The organism is Herbiconiux moechotypicola (assembly GCF_024979255.1).
Lineage (GTDB): Bacteria > Actinomycetota > Actinomycetes > Actinomycetales > Microbacteriaceae > Herbiconiux > Herbiconiux moechotypicola.
The window spans coordinates 364802-379165 of the sequence record NZ_JANLCN010000002.1 but is presented as its reverse complement, the minus strand read 5'-3'; the positions used below and the strand labels follow the sequence as shown (position 1 = coordinate 379165).

Here is a 14364-nt window from a genome sequence, read left to right as displayed (position 1 = left end):
CCCCATGAACAGTCGTGTCCTCGTCGTCGGCGAGAGCTGGAACACCTTCGCCCAGCACACCAAAGGCCTCGCCGCCTACACCACCTCGGGCTACGAGGAGGGTGCCGACGACCTCATCCGGGTGCTCAAGGAGGCCGGTCACCAGGTCGACTACATGCCGAACCACATCGTGGTGGAGCACTTCCCCTACGACGCCGCCGAGCTCAGCGCCAAGTACGACACCATCATCCTGAGCGACGTGCCCGCCGACTCCTTCCTGCTGCCGAACGCCGTGTTCGTCAAGGGCGAGCGTCGCCCGAACCGCCTCGCCGTCATCGGCGACTTCGTGCGCGCGGGCGGCGGCCTGCTCATGGTGGGCGGCTACATGTCGTTCTCGGGCTTCGAGGGCCGCGGCCGCTACTCGCTCACCCCGCTGGCCGAGGTGCTGCCGGTGGAGCTGCTCGTGCACGACGACCGCGTCGAGTCGCCCGAGGGCGTGGTGCCCACCACGACCGCCGCCGACCACGCGATCTTCGCCGGCATCGAGGGCGAGTGGCCGTACTTCCTCGGCTACAACCGCTTCGTCGCCAAGGCGGGCGCCGAGACCATCGCCACGGTCGGCACCGACCCCTTCATCGTCACGGGCTCCTACGGCGAGGGCCGCGTGGCCGCGTTCGCCTCGGACTGCTCGCCGCACTGGGGCAGCCCCGAGTTCATGGCCTGGGCCTCCTACGGCCCGTTCTGGTCGCAGCTGGTGGGCTGGACGGCCGGCGAGTGAGGCGCTTCGTCGTCACCTACTTCGCCCTGAAGGAGGGCGACACGATCGAGAGCTACCGCGACTGGTCGCTCTCCTACGTACGCGGCGTGATGGAGTCGATGCCCTCGGTGGTGTCGTTCCTCGACTTCGCCGTGACCGGGTCGATGGATGCGGAGGGCGTGGCCTGGGACGGCTGCGAGGTGATCGAGGTCACCGACTTCGCCCGGTTCGAGCGCGACAACGCCGAGGGCGAGGGCGGGGTGCTGGCCGCAGCCTGGCGTGACAGACTCTCGTCATGGTCGATCGGCTACCTGGAGGACCTCGCCGGACTCCCCGCGTCGGCCGGATAGGAGGCGCCCGATGGAGACCTTCCACGCGATCGTCGGCCACCACTCCGACGAGGCCGTCCACGACCGCCTGCACGAGCTGGAGCACGCCGGCCGGGTGGTGACCCTCGTGGTGCCCACGAAGGAGCTCGGCCGCCGCCGGTTCAAGGCCACCGGTTCCGACGGGCTCGAGTACGGCATCGCGCTGCCGCGCGATCAAGAGCTTCGCGACGGCTCGGTGCTGCTGTTCGAGGCCGACCGCGCCGTGGTGGTGGAGGCGGAGGAGGGCGAGACGCTCCTGCTCCGCCCCACCGGGCTCGAGGGGGCCATCCAGCTCGGCTGGCACGCAGGCCACCTCCACTGGCGGGTGCGCATGGAGGGCGACACCATGACCGTGCTGCTCGACGCCCCGCGCGAGGAGTACGAGGTGCGCATCGCCTCGTGGCTCGAGTCGGGCGCCATCGAGGTCGTGGGGTGACCAGCTCCCTCGGGGCGCTGCTGCAAGCCGACCCGGCGTTCGCGTCGGGTGCGACCTCGTTCTCGTCGGGCCTCGAGACGCTCGTGGCCGACGGCTTCGTGACGGATGCGGACACGCTGACCCGCTTCCTGACCGACTCGGTCGCGCTGCGCTGGAACACCTTCGACCGTGTGGTTCTCGTGCGGAGCCACGCCCTCGGCCTGGACACTCCGCGTTCCGACGACGCACGGCTCGCGCTCGACCGCGAGACCGAGATCACCACTCCGGGCGAGCGTGCCCGCTCGGCCTCGCGCCGGGCGGGCATCGGCCTCCTCGGCACCTGGGCCAGGCTCGGCTCGCTCGCCGCCGCCCGCTACCGCGATCTGGCCCGTTCGACCACCGGATGCGGGCACCTGGCCGTGGCGCAGGGACTCGTGCACGCCGAGCAGGGCGTCTCGCTCGCCGACTCCGAGGCCGTGGCCTGCTGGGCCCTGCTCTCGGGCCAGGCCTCGAGCGCCGTGCGGCTCGGCGTGGTGGGGCACCGCGCCGCGCAGACCGCCCTGCTCGAGGCCCGCCGCCTGGTGGAGCCGCTGCTCGCGCATCCGGTCGCCGCCGACGCGGTGCCGCACGCCTTCACCCCCGTCACCGACATCGCGCTCGAGCGCCACTCGCTCGCCGAGCTCAAGCTCTTCGCCTCTTGACCACCCCCGCTCCGAGGACGACACCGTGAACCTCTCCCCCACCGAGCTCGACCGGCTCACCATCTTCACCGCCGCCGAGTTCGCCCGGCGCAACCTCCGGCTCGGCATCCTGCTGTCGCATCCCGAGGCCGTGGCCTACCTCACTGACGAGGCGATGCTGCTCGCCCGGCAAGATGTGCCGTTCGCCGAGATCCGCGACCGGGTGTCGCGCATGCTCACGCCCGAGCAGCTGCAAGAGGGTGTGGCGTCGATGATCCCGCTCGTCATGATCGAGCTGCCGATGGCCGAGGGCACCAAGCTGCTCGCGGTCTACGACCCGGTGCCCCCGGGCCGCGACGAGTTCCGCCCCGGCGAGGTGATCACGCCCGGCGAGGCGCGCGAGATGTTCGACGACGCCTCGCTGCTGGAGCTCGAGGTGGTCAACCGCGGCGACCGCGACGTGCAGGTGCGCAGCCTCACCCACTTCTTCGAGGTCAACCGAGCCCTCGACTTCGACCGCGAACAGGCCTACGGGATGCGGCTGGCGGTGCCCGCGGGGCAGGGGCAGCGCTTCGAACCGGGCATCCCGAAGCGGGTGCTGCTCACGCCGATCGGCGGGGAGCGGGTGGTGCTGGGGCAGGCGGGCCTCGTGAACGGGGCGCTCGACGACTCGGAGGTGCGGGAGCGCGCGTTCGCCGCGGCCCGGGAGCGGGGCTATCTCGCGGCCGCGTCGGCCGACTCCGCGGCCGACAACGCCGCAGCCGCCGCTGCCGCCGCCGAGAGCGAGGAGACCCGATGAAGGGCATGACCCCCGACCACTACGCCCGCGTCTACGGCCCCACCGCGGGCGACCGCATCCGGCTCGGCGACACCTCGCTCGTCGCCGAGATCGAGCACGACTACGCGCGCCCCGGCTGGGAACTGCTCATCGGCGCCGGCAAGTCCCTCCGCGACGGCGAGGGCATCGCCGCGAACGCGACGGCGGCCGACGGCGCGCTCGACGTCGTCATCCAGAACGCCACGGTCATCGACGCGGTGCTCGGCATCGTGAAGGGCGACATCGGCATCAAGGACGGCCGCATCGTGGGCGTGGGCAAGGCCGGCAACCCCGCCACCATGCCCGGCGTCGACCCGCGGCTCATCGTCGGGCAGAGCACCACCCCCATCAACGGCCACGACATCATCGTGACCGCCGGCGCGGTGGAGTGCCACGCGCACATCCAGTCGCCCGAGCAGACCGAGCACGCCCTCGCCGGCGGCACCACCACGCTCATCGGCTCGTCGCCCGGGCCGGTGTTCGAGGTGGGCTCGGGCAGCGCCCACGTGATGGGCCGCTTCCTGCAGGGCGCCGAGGACTCCCCCGTGAACTTCGCGCTGCTCGCCCGCGGCGGCTCCGACCCGCACGCGGTGGAGCAGGCCGTGGCGGGCGGGGCGATGGCGGTGAAGGTGCACGAGGACTTCGGGGCCTCGCCCGCGGTGATCGACGGATCGCTCGTGGCCGCCGACCGCAACGACTTCGCCGTGCACCTGCACACCGACTCCATCAACGAGTTCGGCTTCGCCGAGGACACCATGGCCGCGGTCGCCGGGCGCACCATCCACATGTACCACGTGGAGGGTGCGGGCGGCGGGCACGCCCCCGACCTTCTGCGGGTGGTGTCGTACCCCAACGTCATCCCCTCCTCCACCAACCCCACGAACCCGTTCACCCCGGCCGCGCTCGAGGAGGGCGTGCCGATGGCGATGATCGGGCACAACCTCAACCCCAGCGCGCCGGAGGACGTCGCGTTCGCCGAGTCGCGCATCCGGCCCCAGACCATGGCCGCCGAGGACTACCTGCACGACATCGGCGCCATCTCGCTCTTCGGCACCGACACGCAGGGCATGGGCCGGCTCGCCGAGAACGTGGCGAAGTGCTGGCAGCTGGCCAGCGTGATGAAGGACCGGCACGGGGCGCTGGCCGAGGAGACCCGGCCCGGCGCCGACAACGAGCGCATCAAGCGCTACGTGGCCAAGCTCACCATCAACCCCGCCATCGCGGTCGGCATCGACCAGCACGTCGGCTCGATCGAGCCGGGCAAGCTCGCCGACCTCGTCATCTGGCCACGCGCCTCCTTCGGGGTGAAGCCCTCCCACGTGCTGAAGGCCGGGATGGTGGTGTGGGCGGCGATGGGTGACGCCAACGGCAGCATCCCGCTCTCGGAGCCCGTGGTGCAGCGCCGGATGTGGGGGGCGCTCGGCAAGGCGAGCCCCCTGGTGAGCGCGGTGTTCGTGTCGCAGCTCGCCGTGGACTCGGGCGCGGTGGACCGGCTCGGGCTGGCCAAGCCCATCCTGCCCATCACCTCGACGCGCCACCTCACCAAAGCCCACATGGTGCGCAACGACGCCCTGCCCGAGGTGCACGTCGACCCGCGCACCTTCCAGGTCACCGTCGACGGCGCCGTGCTCGAGACCGTGCCCGCCCTGTCAGTCCCACTCTCCCGGAGGTATCTGCTGCGATGACCACTCTCACCCCCTCTCCGGCCGCCTCGGCCGCCTCGACGTCGGGTGGCGCGGTCGCTACGGCCCGCATCGGCATCGGCGGCCCCGTCGGCTCGGGCAAGACCGCCCTGGTCGAGCGCCTCGTGCCCGCGCTGGCCGCACTCGGCAAGACCGCCTCGGTCATCACCAACGACCTCGTCACCGCCGAAGACGCCGAGCGCATCCGCCGCTCGGGCGTGATCGACCCGGCACGGGTGCTCGCCGTGGAGGCGGGGGCCTGCCCGCACACCGTCATCCGCGAAGACCCCACCCTCAACATCGAGGCGGCCGACGAGCTCGAGGCACTGTTCCCCGGCACCGACGTCATCCTCATCGAGTCGGGCGGCGACAACCTCGCCTCCACCTTCTCCGACGACCTCGTCGACTACTGGCTGTTCGTCATCGACGTGGCCGGGGGCGGCGACATCCCGCGCAAGCGCGGCCCGGGCGTCATCCGCTCCGACCTGCTCATCGTGAACAAGACCGACCTCGCCCCCTACGTGGGCGTCGACCTCGAGCTCATGCTCGCCGAGGCCTCCGAGGTGCGCGGCGGCCGGGCCGTGCTCGCGACCGACTGCCGCTCGAACAGCGGGGTCGACGCGGTGGCCAGGATGCTCGTCGACGAGGTGCTGTTCTGATGACGGCCGGCGACACCGACCGGTTCGCGTGGCTCTCCGCCACCGAGCTCACCGCGGGCTACGCCGCGGGCGGGTTCGACCCGGTCGACGTCGCCGAGGAGACGGTCGCGCGCATCGAGCGGCTCGACCCTCAGATCAACGCCTACATCGCCTTCGAACCCGAGCAGGTGCTCGCCGAGGCCCGCGCGCTGGCCACCGAGGCCGCCGCGGGGCAGGTGCGCGGCCCCCTGCACGGCGTGCCGTTCAGTGTGAAGGGCCTCACCGACGTGGCGGGGCTACCGCAGACCCGGGGCGGGCTGCGCACGCAGCTGCACGCCGTGGTCGAGCACGACGCCGTGGTGGTGCGACGGCTGCGCGAAGCGGGAGGTCTGTTCCTCGGTCACACCAACGCACCACCCGTGGGCTACACCGCCGGCACCAGGAGCCCGCTCTACGGCCAGACCGAGAACCCGTGGGGAGCCGGGCTCACGCCGGGCGGGTCGAGCGGGGGATCGGCCGCCGCCGTGGCCGCGGGGTTCGGACCGATCGCGGAGGGCGGTGACGGCGCCGGCTCGGTGCGCATCCCGGCCTCGCTCTGCGGACTCGTGGGCATGAAGCCCGGGTTCGGGGTGATTCCGCAGACCATCGTGCCCTCGCTCACCGGCACGAACGTGTTCCACGGCTGCCTCACGCGCACCGTCGACGACAACGCCCTCATGCTCGACGTGGTGGCCGGCGACGACCCGGCCGACCCGCTGAGCGTGCCCGCACCCGCGGGCGGCTACCGTTCGGCCGTCGGCGAGGGGGTGCGAGGGATGCGGATCGCCTGGTCGCCCTCGCTCGGCACCGGGGAGCGGGTCGACCCCTCCGTGCTCGAGGCGTGCGAGGGGGCGGTGCGGGCGCTGGAGTCGGCGGGCGCGATCGTGATCGAGGCCTCTCCGGAGTGGCCGGACGACTTCGCCGCGGTGATGTGGACCGGCATCTGGGTGCCCTCCGCCGCCGGAGCGCTGCCACTGCTCGACGCCGAGCAGGAGCGCTACGGCGACCTGCCCGACGACCTGCTCGAACTGATGGACGAGGCACGGGTGCTGCGCAGCTCGGAGGTCGAACGGGCCAGGGGGCGGCTCGCGGGGCTGTGGGCGGAGTACGCGCGGTTCATGTCGTCATTCGACGTGCTGGCCTCGCCGACGCTCGCATCGGCGGCCTTTCCCCACAGTCAGACCGTTCCGTCATGGCTCGAAGGCGGTCCCGCCTCGAGCCTGCTGAAGTGGTTGTTCACCTATCCGTTCAACGCGCTGGCCCAGCCCGCGCTGTCGGTGCCGGCGGGGTTCACCCCCGGCGGGCTGCCCGTGGGGTTGCAGCTCGCGACCACACCGCGGCGGGAGCGGGTGCTCTACGCGGCCGCGGGGGCTCTCGAGCGGGCGCGGCCGTGGCGGATGCGCCGGCCGCCGCTGGCGCCGTGAGCGGGGGTGACGGCGTGGACGGCCGGCACGCCCCGGACGGCCCGGACGGCCTGGTGATCGCGGGGCGGCTCGAACTCGAGTTCGCCGCCCGCCAGGGACGCACCGCGCTCTCCCGGCGCGACTACACCTGGCCCTATTCGGTCGGCCGGGTGTTCCACCGCGAGGGCGGCGACCCCGCCCGGGTGATCGTGCAGTCCGGCAGCGGCGGCATCATCACCGGCGACCGGCTCGCCCAACGGCTCGTCGCGCGGCAGGATGCGCACGCGCTCGTGCTCGGTCAGGGCGCGATCTCGGTGCACCGGGCCCTCGGTGGGCGCGGCTCGGGCGAGTACCTGCGGATCGAGGCGGCGCCCGGTGCATGGATCGAGAACCTCGCCGAGCCGCGCGTGCTCTTCGACGAGGCCGACTTCGCGCAGGAGAGCACCGTCTCGGTGCTCGGCGACGGGGTGGCGGTGTCGGTGGAGTCGGTCGTGCTGGAGCCCGTCGACGGCGGCATGGCGCACTACCGGTCGGAGACCGTCGTCGAGTGCGACGGCGAGCGGCGGGCGGTCGAGCGGATGCGCGTGCACACCGGGCAGCTTCCGAGCGGGATGCGGGCGTTCGGCCTGATCGTGGCCGCCGGTCTCGCGGGCAGCGCCGCCGGCAAGGGCTGGCAGGAGTGGGCCGGGTCGTTCGGCGACCACAGTGCGTACGGTGCCGCGAGCGAGCTGCCGTTCGGCGCGGGTGTCGCGGTGCGGGTGGTGGCGGCCGACGGGCGGCATCTGCGACGGGCGATCGACGCCGCCCTCGAGGTGCTGCGGGCTTCCTCCCCGGCGAAGGTGGCCGAGAAGGAGTCCGTCGCGTCGGAATCCGCAGATGAGGCGTCGTGAGCGCGACCGGCGAGGTGATCGATCTCACCCGGCAGCTGGTGATGCGGGACAGCACCTCCGGCACCGACGGTGAGGTGCTCGCGCTCGAGTGGGTGGCCGGATGGCTGCGGGAGCGCGGCGCCAGGGTGCGGATCGAGAACGAGGCCGGCCGGCCCGCCGCCCTGCTCGCGACCGCAGCCGACGCCTCGAATGCGTCGCCGCTGCTGCTCTTCGCCGGCCACGTCGACGTGGTGCCGGTGGCCGACCACGCCGCCTGGGTGCATCCGCCGTTCGCCGCGGAGGTGCACGACGGCAGGCTGTTCGGACGCGGCGCTTCGGACATGAAGTCCGGCCTGGCCGCGTCGCTGCTCGCGGCGCGGGAGGCGTGGCGGCACGGGTCGCCCGTGGCGATCGGCGTGACCACCGGCGAGGAGGTCGGGTGCCTCGGCGCCCCGGCTCTCGCCCGCCTGCTCGCACCGCACCGCGTGGGCGCGGTCGTCATCCCGGAATCGACCGGCAACGACGTGGTGCTCGGCCATCGCGGCGCGACGTGGCTCACCGTCTCCAGCCGGGGGCTCGCCGCGCACGGCAGCACGCCGGAGCGCGGGGTCAACGCCGTGCTGCGGCTGGCCGCGGCACTGGCGCGACTCGGCGAACTCCCCTTGCGCTCGCACCCGAGGCTCGGCCCCGAGTCGGTGAACGTGGGGACGATACGCGGCGGCTCGGCCACGAACATCGTGCCCGACCGGGCCTCGGCCACGATCGACCTGCGCACGGTGGACGACGCACGCGAGCTGGTGGAGTGGTGGCGGCAGCTGGAGGGCATCGACGAGGTCTCCACCGATCTGTCGCTGGCCGCCGTGTGGACCGGCGACGAGCATCCGTTCGTCGCCTCGCTGCCCGCCGCCGTCTCCGGCCGGCCGGCCTCGTACTTCACCGACGCCTCGGTGCTCATCGACGCGCTCGGGCCCGGGGTGCCGATCGTGGTGTGGGGCCCGGGCGACCCCGCGACGGTGCACACCGTCGACGAGTCCGTGCCGGTCGAGGCCGCGCACGAGGCGGCTCGCCTGTTCACTCTCACCGCGCTCGGGTGGGGCGGATGCGCGGGGCCCGACCGCGCATCCTGAGCGGCCCGAAAATCGCGGCAACTCGAAACATGAGCGAAACAGAGCGTTGCTATGGTGTTTGTAATCGATTACATTCCTGTCGCCGGAACCGAGGCGATTCCCGAGAGAGGCCCAACCCCGTGAACCTGAAATCCACCCTCCTAGGCGGTGGCGCCGTCGTCGCCCTCGCCTTCACCCTGGTCGGCTGCTCGGCCGGTGGCGACTCCCCCGCCGCCACCGACGGTGCCGCCGCCATCACCCTCGTGCCCGGCACCAAGGGCAGCCCCTTCTACGAGGCCATGGCCTGCGGCGCCCAGGCCGCCGCCGACGAGTTCGGCGCCACCCTCACGGTCGCCGCCCCCGACACCTGGGGCGCCGCCACCCAGCTGCCCGTGCTCGACACCGTCGCCGCCCAGAACCCCGACGCGCTGCTCGTGGTGCCCACCGACGTCGACGCCCTCACCGAGCGTCTCCAGTCCATCAAGGACGCGGGCACCCCCATCGTCGAGCTCGACCAGAAGATCACCGACGACAGCGTGTCGGTCTCGCGCATCGCCTCCGACGACACCGAGGGCGGCCGCCTCGCCGCCCAGGCCCTCGCCGAGCAGATCGGCGGCTCGGGCAAGGTCATGGCCATCAGCTCGCCCCCCGGAACCGACGCCCAGTACGTGCGCGTCGACGGCTTCAAGCAGGAGCTCGAGGAGAACTACCCCGACATCGAGTTCATCGGCGAGGAGTACGCCCTCAACGACGTGACCGCCGCCGCCGGCTTCGTGACCGCGGCCCTGGCCAGCGACCCCGACCTCGCGGGCATCTTCGTGGCCAACGACGTCAACGCCATCGGCGCCGTCACCGGTCTCGAGGAGGCCGGAGCGGTCGGCACCGTCAAGGTCGTCGCCTACGACGCCGCCGAGACCGAGGTCGATGCGCTGAACGCCGGCTCGGTGCAGGCGCTCATCGCGCAGGACCCGTACGGCGAAGGCTACCAGGGCGTGCAGCAGGCGCTCGCGGCCCTGGACGGCGAGGCCACCGAGGCGACCATCTCCATCCCGCTGCAGATCCTCACCACCGAGGACGCCGCAGGGCTCGAGGAGTACCTGGCCCGCAACGGCAGCTGCTGACCCGCGGCGCACCGCACCGCCCCTCGCACGAGGCGTCCCCGAGCATCCGGGGGCGCCTCGTCGCCGTTCACCGGGAAGTTCACACGCGGGGTCTACTGTGTGCACATGACCGACGGATCCACCGCCCCGACGCTCCCGGCGGCGACCAGCCTCGAAGCCGCAGCCGCCGCATCCGACGGGCTCGCTCCCAAGCGGTCGCACGTGCTCGCGTGGGGCCTCTGGGACTGGGGCTCCGCCTCCTTCAACGCGGTCATCACCACCTTCGTCTTCACCGTCTACCTCACCAGCGACTCGTTCGGCGGGGAGACCGCTGTGTCGGCGCAGCTCGGCATCGCGATGACGATCGCGGGCGTGCTCGTGGCCCTGCTGGCGCCGGTGACCGGGCAGCGTTCCGACCGGCGCGGGCGGCGCAAGCTCTGGCTGGCGGTCAACACCTACATCGTGGTGGCGCTCAGCGCGCTCATGTTCTTCGTGGCGCCCGACCCCGGCTACCTCTGGCTCGGACTCTTCCTGCTCGCGGCCGGAACCGTGTTCTTCGAGTTCGCGAGCGTGAACTACAACGCCATGATCGTGCAGGTCTCCACGCCGAAGACCATCGGCAAGGTGTCGGGGTTCGGATGGGGGATGGGGTACGTCGGGGGCATCGTGCTGCTGCTCATCGTGTACTTCGGGTTCATCGAGCCCATCGGCGGCACCGCGCTGTTCGGGGTGCCGTCCACCGACGGGCTGCCCGTGCGGGTGACGGTGCTGGCGTCGGCGGTGTGGTTCGGGTTGTTCGCGCTGCCGGTGCTGCTCGCGGTGCCCGAGTACTCGTCGCCCGCGGGGGCGGGGGCGGATGCTCGTGGGGGCCGGGTGGGGTTCTTCGCCTCGTACGGGGTGCTGTTCCGCGACGTGCGGGCGCTGTTCCGCGAGAGCCGGCAGACGGTGTACTTCCTCATCGCGAGCGCCGTGTTCCGCGACGGACTCACCGGGGTGTTCACCTTCGGCGGGGTGCTGGCGGCCGGGTCGTTCGGGTTCTCGTCGGGGCAGGTGATCGTGTTCGCCATCGCCGCCAACGTGGTGGCGGGGGCGTCCACCATCCTCGTGGGGCTGCTCGACGACCGCTTCGGAGCCAAGCCCGTCATCGTGGGGTCGCTCGTCGGGCTCGTGGTGTGCGGCACCGCCGTGTTCTTCTTGCACGACGCCGGGCAGACCGTGTTCTGGATCTTCGGGCTCGCCCTCTGCGCCTTCGTGGGGCCCGCCCAGGCCGCCAGCCGCTCGTTCCTCGCCCGCCGCATCCCGGCCGGCCGCGACGGCGAGATCTTCGGGCTGTACGCCACCACCGGCAAGGCGGCCACCTTCCTGTCGCCGGCGATGTTCACGCTGTTCATCGGCATCGGCGTCGCCGTGCTGGGGCCTGGGGCGAACGCGCAGTACTGGGGCATCCTGGGCATCGTGCTGGTGCTGCTCGTGGGGCTGCTGCTCATACTGCCGGTGCGCGCGAAGGCGGCGTGACCCGCGGCGTCAGCGCCGCTGGCGTGTTCGATTTTTTCGTTTTGCCTGGCTAGACTAGCGTCATGAGCACGCCGATCGATGCGCAGCGCGGTGCCCGAAAGGCACAGACTTACCTCCCCGAGGCCGAGGCGCGCGAGGAGATTCTCGACTTCGCCGAGTTGATGCGTGAGCTCGAGCTCTTTCTCACGAAGAACTCGTCCAAGGCCGCGCTGGTCGACCCCCAGGGTGCGGCCCGCCCGATCCCTGATGAGATCTTCCGCATCCTCGACCAGGTGACGAATGCGCTCGCCGCGGGCCAGGGCATCACGATCGTGCCGCAGGGCATGACCATGACGACTCAGCAGGCCGCGGACTTCCTCGGCATCAGCCGTCCGACGCTGGTGCGCCTTCTGGAGGCCGGTGACATCGCGTACGACAAACCCGGCCGTCACCGCCGTGTCCGATTGGAGGATCTGGTCGCCTATCAGTCGAGCTTCCGCGCCGAGCGCCGCGCTGCGCTGAGGGAGTTGCAGCGTGACAGCCTCGGAGCGAAGGTGCAGGTGGGCAATCCGGCCGTCGTGAAGCGTCTCGAGGAGTTCGACGCTGAGTGAGCTTTCCCGCTTTCTTCGACACCAACGTTCTCTACGGGGCGCTGCTGAATGACTTCATCCTCGAGTTGGCCGACCGCGGTTTGTTCCGGCCGTTGTGGTCGAGGGACATCCTGTTCGAGCTGGCGAAGAATCTCGTGAAGAACGGCGAAGACCCGAAGCTCGTCGAGAGACGTGTCGGCACCATGGAGCGCTACTTCGCCGATGCGATGGTCAGTGGCTATGACGACCTGGTGCCCACGATGACGAACGACCACAAGGATCGGCACGTCCTCGCAGCCGCTGTCCGGGGCGGTGCCGAAGTGCTCGTGACCTTCAATACGAAGGACTTCCCGGCCGCATCCGTCGAGCCGTTCGATCTCGAAGTCGTCCACCCCGACGAGTTCCTGCTGGATCAGCTCGACCTCTACCACGCGCCCACACTCCGCGCCTTGGTCGAACTCGTCGACGGGTACGACTCGCCGGCGATGACCGTCGACGACCTCCTGCTCGCGCTCACCCGCGCCGGCGTGCCGCGTTTCGTGGAAGCGGCCCGGGAGAAGCTCTACTGAGCGACCGACTGCGCCAGGGCTGCGAGTAGGCGCCCCTCCGAGGGGAGGGCTCCGCGGATCGCGGGGGGCAGCATTTCGTAGCCGGCGACACCGATCGGAGTCGCGTGCGCGCCGAGGGAGTAGCGGACGACGGCATCGTTCTTGTCTGAGACGAGCAGCAGGCCCACGGTCTCGGCATGCTGTGGGCGGCGGAGCTTGTCATCGACAAGCGCTACGTAGAACCCCAGTTGCCCGAGGTGTTCGGGCGAGAACTTGCCCGACTTCAGTTCGACGACGATGTAGCGGAGCTGCTCGACGTGGAAGAACAGCAGATCGACGAAGAAGTCGTCGCCGTCGACCTCGAAGTGCACCTGCTTACCCACGAACGCATAGCCGTCGCCCAGCTCGCGTAGCGTGTGGATGATGCGGTCGACCAGCGCCTGTTCGAGTTCGCGCTCCTTCGCGGCGCCGGTCATGGCGAGGAAGTCGAGCACGTACAGCCACGGCAATTGCGCAACAGCGTGTTGCGCAATTGAGTTCGGCCACGCCGCGGCGAACGTTCTCATGTAGGTGAGGTTCCTGGGTGAGAACCCCTTCATCTCCGGGAACGCCGTCCGCAGATCTCCGGCAAGCCGTGCGATGACCTTGCTGCCCCACCCTCCCGATGATTGGCGAGCATCGATCACCCCGCCTATCCGCCAGTACAGCGCGATCAATTCCGTGTTGACGCGACGCTGTGCGGACTGACGAGAGTTCAGTACGTGCTGCTGTCTTTACCCGGCGAGGAGGGTGCCGAGCCAGAGGCCGAGGTAGGAGAGGGAGACGGTGGCGGCGAGCATGCCGAGGCCGTTGAGGAGGCCGGCGGTGAGGCGGCCCGTCTGGAGGAGGCGGACGGTCTCGAAGCTGGCGGTGCTGAAGGTGGTGTAGCCGCCGAGGAAGCCGGTGCCGACGATGAGCAGCCACTCCGGCGAGAGCACCGCGCCGAGTGCGAGGCCGGTGAAGAAGCCGAGCAGCAGCGATCCCGAGAGGTTGATGAGCATCACGCCCACGGGGAACGACGAGCGGATGCGCGCCTTGACCACGCCGTCGACCACGAACCGCAGGGCGGCGCCGAGTCCGCCCGCGAGGGAGAGCGCCACGAACACCAGCGCGGTCACCGGCCGGCCTCCGGCATCTCGTCGGGATCGACGGGTACCCGTGCGCGCAGGCGACGGTCTGCGTAGCCGCCCACGAACATCCCGAGCCAGCTGGCGGCGCCGCCGACGAGCACCGTGAGGAGGCCGTAGACGAGTGCGACACCGACGCCGGCACCCCCGCCCGACAGGAGGTGTGCTGTGTCGGTGCTGAGCGCGGAGTACGTGGTGAACCCGCCAAGCACCCCTGTACCGACGCCGAGGCGCACGAGGCGACGCCGGCCCGTGTCGTCGCCGAGGCCGGCGAGCGCCACCAGCAACGCGCCGAGCACGAACGCGCCCACGACGTTGATGAGGAAGATCGCGAGCGGAAAGTCGCCCGTCGGCCCGATCAGCAGCACCACCGCCTCGCGCAAGGCCGTGCCCACGACCCCGCCGGCCGCGACCAGCGCGATGAGCCCCGGCCGCACATGCAGCGCCCGCGCCCCACCCCGCGACGTCTGCCGGCCCGGTCTGCTCACCACCCCAGGCTAGCCCGCGAGTTCGATCGGCGAGGACTCCGGGAGGTCGTGAGCTACAGTCACGCTCGCGCCTCCACCGAGCCCCTGCTCTGGATTCCTGATGCCGTCGCTTGGGCGGCCGTCAAGGGTGGGGAGTGGAGCAAACTGGTCGAGCCGCTCATCGGCGGCGCGACCAGATACCGCGGTTAAACGCGAGACTCGGCTCACCCACCGTCCGGAAGGCTG

Annotated in this window: 17 protein-coding genes; 14 read left to right on the top strand and 3 right to left on the bottom strand. The window is 71.3% G+C overall.

The features are described from left to right. The first annotated feature begins 4 nt into the window (after positions 1-4). The 14 genes from N1031_RS04530 to N1031_RS04465 all read left to right on the top strand — a co-directional run bounded on the left by N1031_RS04530 (position 5) and on the right by N1031_RS04465 (position 12506). Positions 5-757: a glutamine amidotransferase gene (locus N1031_RS04530; RefSeq protein ID WP_259478396.1), complete on the top strand. Its 753-nt coding sequence runs from the start codon at positions 5-7 to the stop codon at positions 755-757. Continuing rightward, positions 754-1086, top strand: a complete 333-nt coding sequence (locus N1031_RS04525) for a RedY/HapK family protein (protein ID WP_259478395.1) — start codon at positions 754-756, stop codon at positions 1084-1086. Before N1031_RS04530 ends, N1031_RS04525 begins: the two co-directional genes overlap by 4 nt. Positions 1087-1096: 10 nt before the next feature. Beyond that, entirely contained in the window at positions 1097-1540 is a 444-nt protein-coding gene (locus N1031_RS04520) for an urease accessory protein UreE (RefSeq protein WP_259478394.1), read from the top strand. Continuing rightward, positions 1537-2220 carry an urease accessory protein UreF gene (locus tag N1031_RS04515; RefSeq protein ID WP_259478393.1) on the top strand — a complete coding sequence of 228 codons (684 nt, stop codon included), beginning with the start codon at positions 1537-1539 and terminating at the stop codon, positions 2218-2220. The genes N1031_RS04520 and N1031_RS04515 overlap by 4 nt, the downstream gene beginning before the upstream one ends. A 25-nt stretch (positions 2221-2245) precedes the next feature. Then, positions 2246-2998: an urease subunit beta gene (gene ureB / locus N1031_RS04510; RefSeq protein WP_259478392.1), complete on the top strand. Its 753-nt coding sequence runs from the start codon at positions 2246-2248 to the stop codon at positions 2996-2998. Then, entirely contained in the window at positions 2995-4701 is a 1707-nt protein-coding gene (gene ureC / locus N1031_RS04505) for an urease subunit alpha (RefSeq protein ID WP_259478391.1), read from the top strand. The genes ureB and ureC overlap by 4 nt, the downstream gene beginning before the upstream one ends. Then, complete coding sequence (gene ureG, locus N1031_RS04500; RefSeq protein WP_259478390.1) at positions 4698-5357, top strand: urease accessory protein UreG; 660 nt, start codon at positions 4698-4700, stop codon at positions 5355-5357. Before ureC ends, ureG begins: the two co-directional genes overlap by 4 nt. Further along, positions 5357-6799 (top strand): amidase, encoded by a 1443-nt coding sequence (locus tag N1031_RS04495; RefSeq protein WP_259478389.1) that lies wholly within the window; start codon positions 5357-5359, stop codon positions 6797-6799. The genes ureG and N1031_RS04495 overlap by 1 nt, the downstream gene beginning before the upstream one ends. Next, positions 6796-7668, top strand: coding sequence for an urease accessory protein UreD (locus N1031_RS04490; RefSeq protein WP_259478388.1), 873 nt, complete (start codon positions 6796-6798; stop codon positions 7666-7668). The genes N1031_RS04495 and N1031_RS04490 overlap by 4 nt, the downstream gene beginning before the upstream one ends. Next, positions 7665-8774, top strand: coding sequence for a M20 family metallopeptidase (locus N1031_RS04485; RefSeq protein WP_259478387.1), 1110 nt, complete (start codon positions 7665-7667; stop codon positions 8772-8774). Before N1031_RS04490 ends, N1031_RS04485 begins: the two co-directional genes overlap by 4 nt. Positions 8775-8893: 119 nt before the next feature. After that, positions 8894-9874 carry an ABC transporter substrate-binding protein gene (locus tag N1031_RS04480; protein ID WP_259478386.1) on the top strand — a complete coding sequence of 327 codons (981 nt, stop codon included), beginning with the start codon at positions 8894-8896 and terminating at the stop codon, positions 9872-9874. Between the two features lie 105 nt (positions 9875-9979). Continuing rightward, complete coding sequence (locus N1031_RS04475; protein WP_259478385.1) at positions 9980-11368, top strand: MFS transporter; 1389 nt, start codon at positions 9980-9982, stop codon at positions 11366-11368. A 62-nt stretch (positions 11369-11430) separates the two neighbouring features. Further along, entirely contained in the window at positions 11431-11958 is a 528-nt protein-coding gene (locus N1031_RS04470; RefSeq protein ID WP_259478384.1) for a helix-turn-helix domain-containing protein, read from the top strand. Next, complete coding sequence (locus N1031_RS04465; protein ID WP_259478383.1) at positions 11955-12506, top strand: PIN domain-containing protein; 552 nt, start codon at positions 11955-11957, stop codon at positions 12504-12506. Before N1031_RS04470 ends, N1031_RS04465 begins: the two co-directional genes overlap by 4 nt. Here the strand turns inward: N1031_RS04465 and N1031_RS04460 are convergent. From N1031_RS04460 to N1031_RS04450, 3 genes are read right to left on the bottom strand one after another with little or no spacing between them, the layout of a single operon-like run. After that, entirely contained in the window at positions 12500-13243 is a 744-nt protein-coding gene (locus N1031_RS04460; protein ID WP_259478517.1) for a PDDEXK nuclease domain-containing protein, read from the bottom strand. The genes N1031_RS04465 and N1031_RS04460 overlap by 7 nt on opposite strands. A 15-nt stretch (positions 13244-13258) precedes the next feature. After that, the gene (gene crcB / locus N1031_RS04455) at positions 13259-13642 is read right to left on the bottom strand and encodes a fluoride efflux transporter CrcB (RefSeq protein ID WP_259478382.1); all 384 of its coding nucleotides are present in this window, start codon (positions 13640-13642) and stop codon (positions 13259-13261) included. After that, complete coding sequence (locus tag N1031_RS04450; RefSeq protein WP_259478381.1) at positions 13639-14139, bottom strand: fluoride efflux transporter FluC; 501 nt, start codon at positions 14137-14139, stop codon at positions 13639-13641. Before N1031_RS04450 ends, crcB begins: the two co-directional genes overlap by 4 nt. Between the last annotated feature and the right edge of the window lie 225 nt (positions 14140-14364).